The 6,302-nt window shown below is 69.1% G+C and carries 8 protein-coding genes; 2 read left to right on the top strand and 6 right to left on the bottom strand.

Annotation, left to right across the window (positions count from 1 at the left end):
* The first annotated feature begins 61 nt into the window (after positions 1-61).
* The gene (locus tag Q0066_RS15820) at positions 62-583 is read left to right on the top strand and encodes a DUF6328 family protein (protein WP_298134742.1); all 522 of its coding nucleotides are present in this window, start codon (positions 62-64) and stop codon (positions 581-583) included.
* On the opposite strand, the gene Q0066_RS15815 is transcribed toward Q0066_RS15820, so the two are convergent.
* The 4 genes from Q0066_RS15815 to Q0066_RS15800 are packed head-to-tail and all read right to left on the bottom strand — an operon-like array spanning position 574 to position 2,939.
* Complete coding sequence (locus Q0066_RS15815; RefSeq protein WP_298134741.1) at positions 574-921, bottom strand: hypothetical protein; 348 nt, start codon at positions 919-921, stop codon at positions 574-576. The two genes, Q0066_RS15820 and Q0066_RS15815, sit on opposite strands and share 10 nt — an antisense overlap.
* The gene (locus tag Q0066_RS15810; protein ID WP_298134739.1) at positions 908-1,312 is read right to left on the bottom strand and encodes a hypothetical protein; all 405 of its coding nucleotides are present in this window, start codon (positions 1,310-1,312) and stop codon (positions 908-910) included. The genes Q0066_RS15815 and Q0066_RS15810 overlap by 14 nt, the downstream gene beginning before the upstream one ends.
* Positions 1,309-2,535 carry a divalent metal cation transporter gene (locus tag Q0066_RS15805; RefSeq protein ID WP_298134737.1) on the bottom strand — a complete coding sequence of 409 codons (1,227 nt, stop codon included), beginning with the start codon at positions 2,533-2,535 and terminating at the stop codon, positions 1,309-1,311. The genes Q0066_RS15810 and Q0066_RS15805 overlap by 4 nt, the downstream gene beginning before the upstream one ends.
* The gene (locus Q0066_RS15800) at positions 2,532-2,939 is read right to left on the bottom strand and encodes a hypothetical protein (protein ID WP_298134735.1); all 408 of its coding nucleotides are present in this window, start codon (positions 2,937-2,939) and stop codon (positions 2,532-2,534) included. The genes Q0066_RS15805 and Q0066_RS15800 overlap by 4 nt, the downstream gene beginning before the upstream one ends.
* A 204-nt stretch (positions 2,940-3,143) precedes the next feature.
* On the opposite strand from Q0066_RS15800, the gene Q0066_RS15795 reads away from it, so the two are divergent.
* Complete coding sequence (locus Q0066_RS15795) at positions 3,144-4,010, top strand: EamA family transporter (protein WP_298134733.1); 867 nt, start codon at positions 3,144-3,146, stop codon at positions 4,008-4,010.
* A gap of 140 nt (positions 4,011-4,150) precedes the next feature.
* On the opposite strand, the gene Q0066_RS15790 is transcribed toward Q0066_RS15795, so the two are convergent.
* Positions 4,151-4,990, bottom strand: coding sequence for a Cof-type HAD-IIB family hydrolase (locus Q0066_RS15790; protein ID WP_298134731.1), 840 nt, complete (start codon positions 4,988-4,990; stop codon positions 4,151-4,153).
* Positions 4,987-6,186, bottom strand: coding sequence for an MFS transporter (locus Q0066_RS15785; protein ID WP_298134729.1), 1,200 nt, complete (start codon positions 6,184-6,186; stop codon positions 4,987-4,989). The genes Q0066_RS15790 and Q0066_RS15785 overlap by 4 nt, the downstream gene beginning before the upstream one ends.
* Positions 6,187-6,302 lie beyond the last annotated feature (116 nt).

The raw sequence follows: 6,302 nt of genomic DNA, 5'->3' as shown, positions 1-6,302 counted from the left end.
GAGTCCGGTGCAGCCTCTGGGGCGAGGACCGCCAGGGCAGGTGCGGCGTAACGTGGCTGGGATGGAGCCGCCCGAACCAGACGAGATCGTGCCACCGAAACTGCCGGCGTCCGAACGCAACGAGACGCCGGCCGAGCGGCTGGACCGCAACTGGGGCGAGTTGCTACAGGAGCTCAGGGTCACCCAGACCGGCATCCAGCTGCTCAGCGGCTTTCTGCTGATCCTGCCGTTCCAGTCCCGGTTCGCCGAGATCGACCCGGTACTGGTCGGCGTCTTCCTCGCCGCGGTGTTGTTGGCGGCGCTCGCGACCGGACTGGTGCTGGCGCCGGTGACGGCGCATCGCCTGCTGTTCCGCCGGCATGACAAGGATCTGCTGGTGAACCTCGGCACGATCATGGCGAAGGCGGGCCTGGTCTGCCTGGCGCTCACCACCGGGCTGGTGGCCACCCTGGTGGTCGGTGTCGTGATCGGCCTCACCGCGGGGATCGTCACCGGCGTCGCGTCGCTGACGGTGTTCTTCCTGCTGTGGCTGGTATTGCCGCTGGCCCTGGTTCGCCGGCGCCAGCGCCGTCCCTACAGCTGAGGTCGGGAATCGAGGTCGGCCGACCAGCGGCGCGCGTCCAGTCGCAGGTCGACACCGTTCTCCCCCACCCTGGCCAGGTCGGGCCAGAGCACCAGAAAGCTGCCGCGGGCCCTCCAGCGGAAGAAGGCGGCGAGCAGCCGCGGTTCGCGTACCCCGGTGCGCTCGTAGCCGACGAACGACGCAGTGCGTCGCGGGCAGACCACGATGCCGTAGACGCGGGGCGTACCGACTCGCTGCCCGGGTGTGTGCGGCGGCACCAGCAGACGGACGTCCGCCACGTACCCGACCCGACGACCGTCCTGCAGCACCGGCGCCGCGACCAGGTCACCGAGGAACATGCCGGCCCCCGGGAATGCGGACGATCACCCGGTCCCGCAGCCAGCTCTCCACCCAGGACGTCGGCAGTTCCGACGCCGGGGCAGCGAGCTCAATCGCCGGACCCAGTTTCGCCACCGCATCCCAGCCGATCCGCAGCAGGTGGGCGTCCGGACGGCGTCCGCCGAAGATCCGCTCCAGCACGATCGGCCCGTGCACCAGGGAAGTCACCTCCGGCGGTGGTGTGCCGGGCTCCAGCGGCGAGGCGACATCGGTCAGCTCCAGGTCGTCCAGCACCCCGACCGGCCGGCCGTCGACGTCGACGACCTGCCGATCCAGCAGGCTCAGCCGGGCGTCCACCAGCTGCCCGACGATATGGACCGGTGGGTGGGACAGGGCATCGTGGCTTGTCATCGGCCCACTCCTGTGACGATCATCAAGGGGATCGCGGCCACCGAGGCGACCAGGATCAGCACGAAATACACCTGGCCGGCGATATTGAGCAGCCGCGGATTGACCTGGTCGCCCAGGTAGTCGGGATCGTTCGCGACGATCAGGATCGGCAGGTAGGTCAGCGGCAGCGCGACCGCCGAGAACACCACCGAGATCTCGGTCACCATCACCGGATCGACGCCGGTGGCCAGCACCGCCACCCCGACCAGCAGGCAGACGATCATGGTGATGTGGAAGCGGGCGGCTTCGGCGGGCGCCCGGAACTTGCCCCAGCTCCAACCGAAGAACTGGGCCAACGTGTAGCCGGTGGACAGCGTCGTCTCCAGCGCGGCACCGAAGGTGGCCGCCACCACGCCCAGGATGATCGCGATCAGCAGCACCCGGCCGCCCGCCTCGGCGACCGGCAGCACCACCTGGCTGAGCGTGGTCACCTCCACACCGAGCGGCATCAGGGTGAGCGCGGCGCAGCCGGCGATGGCCAGTGACAGCAGGCCGCCGAGCGGGAAGCCGACCAGCACGTTGAGCCGGGACTGGGCCAGATCCTCCGACGACCAGCCCTCCTCGACCGCGCCGGAGGAGAAGAAGAACACCTCGTAGGGGGTGAGCGCCGCCCCGAACAGGGCGACCGCGTAGAACCAGTAGGTGGCCGGCGACTCGCCGTGTGGGGCGCGCTGCAACAGCTGGTCGGTGAGCTGCGTCCAGTCCGGTCCGAGCAGGAAGAAGGCGACCGCGAAACCGACCAGCAACAGCCCGACCAGTCCGGTCACGTTCTCCATCACGTCGAACCCGACCCGCCAGATCACCTGCCAGACCGCAAGCGCCGCGACCGGCACCCACAGCAGGTAGTGCACGCTGCTGGCCAACTGCAGGGCCAGAGCGATGCCGCCCACTTCGGCGGTCAGGGTGAGCAGGTTGATCAGGAACGACGCTGCAAGGTTCGCCAACCCGAGCCGGGGCCCCATCCGTTCGCGGACCAGCTCGAAGGTGGCCCGTCCGCTGACCGCGGCGACGCGTCCGGCCATCTGGGCGAACAGGCAGATGCCGACCACCCCGACCACCACGACCCAGGCCAGCGACCAGCCGAACCGTGAGCCGACGACGGCGTTGGTGACCAGATCGCCGATGTCGAGGAAGCCACCGATGGCGGTCAGGACGCCGAGCGCGACCGCGAACAACCGCTTCATCGGCGCAGCTCCGCCAATGCGGCATCGAGTCGTCCGACCAGCTCGGTGAGCCGGTCCAGGTCGGCCTTGCTCATCTGGTCAGCGCCGGCGTCGGCGAGCTCGTCCAGGACGGTGTTCGCATCGTTCAGGACGACGCGGGCGCGCGCCGTCCGAGCTCTATCGGGTTCGGACGAGTCGCGCAGCTCCTGCTCGGCGGCGCCGACGGCGTCCAGGCTGTCGTCGAGCACCACCTGGGTGTACGGCGTTGTCGCCCGGGTATCGAGGCGCAGCCGGACGGCTTGCTGGGCGACCACGACCGCCGATCGGGCGTCCTGGACGGTGCTGATCGCGGCGTCCTCGGCGGTGCCGCAACCGGCGAGCAGCAGGCAGGCGGCAACCAGTAGCCAACGGCGTCCGACCGGCACCTCACACCTCGCTCTCCCGTGACGGGATGCGACGCTAGTGCCGGCCGCCGTACGGGATAACACCCTTTCGGGTCACTGCGGCGACCAGCCAGGAGGCGATTTCTCCGTCTGCTGATTTCACCATCAGGGCCAGCGCGGGGCGTGCCGCGATCGAGGCATACGCTGCTTCACGACCGGAGCACCGAGGAACGGACGAGTCGTCACATGTGGATGCTGTACGCGGCCGGTTCGGCGGTCTTCGCCGGGCTGACCGCGATCCTGGCGAAGGTCGGCATCCGGCACACCCCGTCCAATCTGGCGACAGCGATCCGAACCATCGTGGTGCTGGTGTTCGCCTGGCTGGTGGTTCTCATCGTCGGCTCGCAGAACACGCTCGGCAGCCTGTCCGGGCCGACGGTGTGGTTCCTGGTGCTGTCGGGCCTCGCCACCGGGGCGTCCTGGTTGTGCTATTTCCGCGCCCTGCAGTTGGCCGACGTCAATCAGGTGGCGCCGGTGGACAAGTCGAGCATCGTGCTGACCGTGCTGTTCGCCATCGTGCTGCTGGGCGAGACCGAGGATCTGACCACCCGGCTCACCGGCATCGCCGTGATCGGCATCGGCACCTATCTGATGATCGAGCGCGGGGGCGGTGCCGGGAACGTCTCGACCCAGGGTCGGGGCTGGCTGCTCTACGCACTGGGCTCGGCCGTGTTCGCGGCGCTCACCACGATTCTGGGCAAGGTGGGCATCGCCGACGTCGAGTCGAACCTGGGCACCGCGATCCGCACCGGCGTGGTGCTGGTGATGGCCTGGGTGGTCGCGCTGGTCACCGGCGAGCACCGCGGAATGCGCCAGACACCCCGCCGCGACCTGCTCTTCATCGTGCTCTCCGGCGTAGCCACCGGGGCATCCTGGCTGTGCTACTTCCGGGCGCTCCAAGACGGCCCGGCCAGCGTCGTCGTCCCGATCGACAAGACCAGCATCGTGCTCACCGTCGCCTTCGCCTGGGTTTTCCTGGGAGAGCGACTCACTCGCCGATCCGCTCTCGGACTGGGCCTGATAGTCACCGGCACCCTGCTGATGCTGCTCTGATCACACATCCGGGGACGGTTCTTTTGCATGCGATTTTCGAACGTGAAAGAACCGTCCCCAGACGTGCGAGATTCGAAGGTGCGAGAACCGTCCCCAGACGTGCGAAATTCGCACGTGGAAGAACCGTCCCCGGACGTGCGTCAGGCGATCAGGCCGAGGCGGCGGAAGGCGTTGGCGAGACCGTCGGCGTCGACGTGGTCGGTGACCAGGGTCGCGGCGGCCTTCACCTCGTCCGGCGCGTTGCCCATCGCCACGGACGTGCCGCAGGCGGCGAACATGCCGAGATCGCTGCGGGCGTCGCCGAAGCCGATCAGGTCGTCGGCCGACACACCCAGGTGGCCGATCAGCCGTTCGATCGCAGCCCCCTTGTGGATGCCGAGTTGGCCGAACTCGCCGAACTCATCACGGGTCCCGGTCATGCTCCAGCTGTTGATGGCAGCCCGTCCCGCGTAGCGGGTGGTCAGGGCGTCCAGATCAACATCCGGATGGAGTGCGAAGCTGATCTTGTTGACGTCGTCGCGTCCGGACCGGGTGCCGTAGATCAGGTCGGGCATGGCGTCGCGGATGAACTGCACGTTCGCCGGCGTCGCTCCCCCGTCGAGCAGCGCCGCCGCCTTCTCGGGCAGGTGATCGCTGGCGTACAGCCCGGAGTTGCATTCCAGGTAGAAGCCGAGATCTTCGGCGACCAGCCACTCCACGGCCTCGGCGACCACGGCGGCGTCCAGCACCTGGTGAAAGACGACCTGTCCGGCGTCCTCGACGTAACTGCCGTTCCCGCCGATGAGTCCGTCGACGCCGAGGTCCCACAAATGGTCATAGATCTCCGCGCGGCTGCGTCCGGTGCAGAGGTAGACGCGATGGCCTCGCGCCCTCGCTTGCCGGACGGCGTCCGCAGCGCTGGGCGGAAGTTCGGTCCGATAGTTGAGCAGGGTGCCGTCGATGTCGAGCAACAGCACCCGTGGGTTCGCGGTGTCCGTCACAGCTTCTCCTTTGATTGCTCGGACGCCGACAACGGGCGAGCCACCGGGACCACCAGGATCGCCGCCAGGCAGACGGCGCCGACCACCAGCAGCGCCCGCAGCACCCCGAAGTGGTCGCCCAGGAATCCGATCAGCACCGGGCCGGTGAGGAACGCGCCGTAGCCGATGGTGGAAACCACGCTCAGCCGGACGGGGGCGCGGGCCGGGTCGTCCGCCGCCGCCGACATGCCGACCGGGAAGCCGAGGCTGGCCCCGACGCCCCAGATCGCGGCACCGACGAAGGCCAGCCACGGCGATCCGAAGACCACCAGCAGGCAACCGACCACCGCGGCGGCGAACAGCAGCCGCAGCACCACCACGCGTCCGTAGCGATCGAGCAGCGGGGCGCCGGCGATGCGCCCGCCGGTCATGAAGGCGAGGAAGACCGCGAGGGCGACCACGCCGAGCGAGTTGTCGAGGCCGTATCCCTCGACGAAGGCGAGCGCCAGCCAGTCGTTGGCGACGCCCTCGGTGAAGGCGGCGGCCAGCACCATGACGCCGATCAGCAGGGTGCGCGGCTCGAGCCAGGGCGACCGCCCGTTGGCGGCGGCCGCCGCGTGGTCACCGGCGTCCTCGTCGAAGGCGGGCAGGAACCGCCCGGTGCCCCACCAGACGGCGATCAAGGTGACCACGGCCGCGACCGGGAGGTGGATGCCGATCGGCACCCGCAGCCAGGTCAGCCCCGCGCCGATCAGGGCGCCGACCACCGTGCCTGCGCTGAACAGGGCATGGAACCACGGCATGATCGCCCGGCCCAGCGCCCGCTCGATGATGGTGCCCTCGAGGTTCTGCGCGACGTCCCAGACGCCGATGCCCAATCCGATCAGCACCATGGCGGGCGCGATGATCAGCAGCGGCGCACGCATCTCGACGGCCAACGCGGCGAGCACGATCCCGGGCAGTGCGAACAGGGCACCCAGCCGCACGGTGGTGGACGCGCCCAGCCGGTGCGCGATCCGCCCGGCCAACGGCAGACCGCACAGCGAGCCGATCGAGATGGCCAGCAGCAGCAGGCTCAGCTGGCCGGCGGTGATGTCGAGTAGTTGCTTCACATCGGGAACGCGGGACATCCATGAGGCGAAGACGAATCCGTTGGCTCCGAACACCAGCAGGTCGCCGTTGCGGGCGGCCTTGCTGGCGAGGGACGGTGTGGTCACGGCGGTCAACCGATCCTCCGAAGAAGGTGTGTGCGGGCGCCCGTCCGGGCGCGAGGAAGAACTGTCATCAGCCTAAGCGAATATGTACACTTGCGTCGAATTCTGGATGGCTCGGC

The organism is Micropruina sp. (assembly GCF_027492755.1).
Lineage (GTDB): Bacteria > Actinomycetota > Actinomycetes > Propionibacteriales > Propionibacteriaceae > Micropruina.
The sequence above is the reverse complement of the archived record's forward strand: the minus strand, read 5'-3'. Positions and strand labels throughout refer to the sequence as shown.

Bases quoted from the DNA above. Each gene is read 5' to 3' on its own strand.
- Q0066_RS15820 (WP_298134742.1), top strand. From the start codon at position 62: ATGGAGCCGCCCGAACCAGACGAGATCGTGCCACCGAAACTGCCGGCG.
- Q0066_RS15815 (WP_298134741.1), bottom strand. From the start codon at position 921: ATGTTCCTCGGTGACCTGGTCGCGGCGCCGGTGCTGCAGGACGGTCGT.
- Q0066_RS15810 (WP_298134739.1), bottom strand. From the start codon at position 1,312: ATGACAAGCCACGATGCCCTGTCCCACCCACCGGTCCATATCGTCGGG.
- Q0066_RS15805 (WP_298134737.1), bottom strand. From the start codon at position 2,535: ATGAAGCGGTTGTTCGCGGTCGCGCTCGGCGTCCTGACCGCCATCGGT.
- Q0066_RS15795 (WP_298134733.1), top strand. From the start codon at position 3,144: ATGTGGATGCTGTACGCGGCCGGTTCGGCGGTCTTCGCCGGGCTGACC.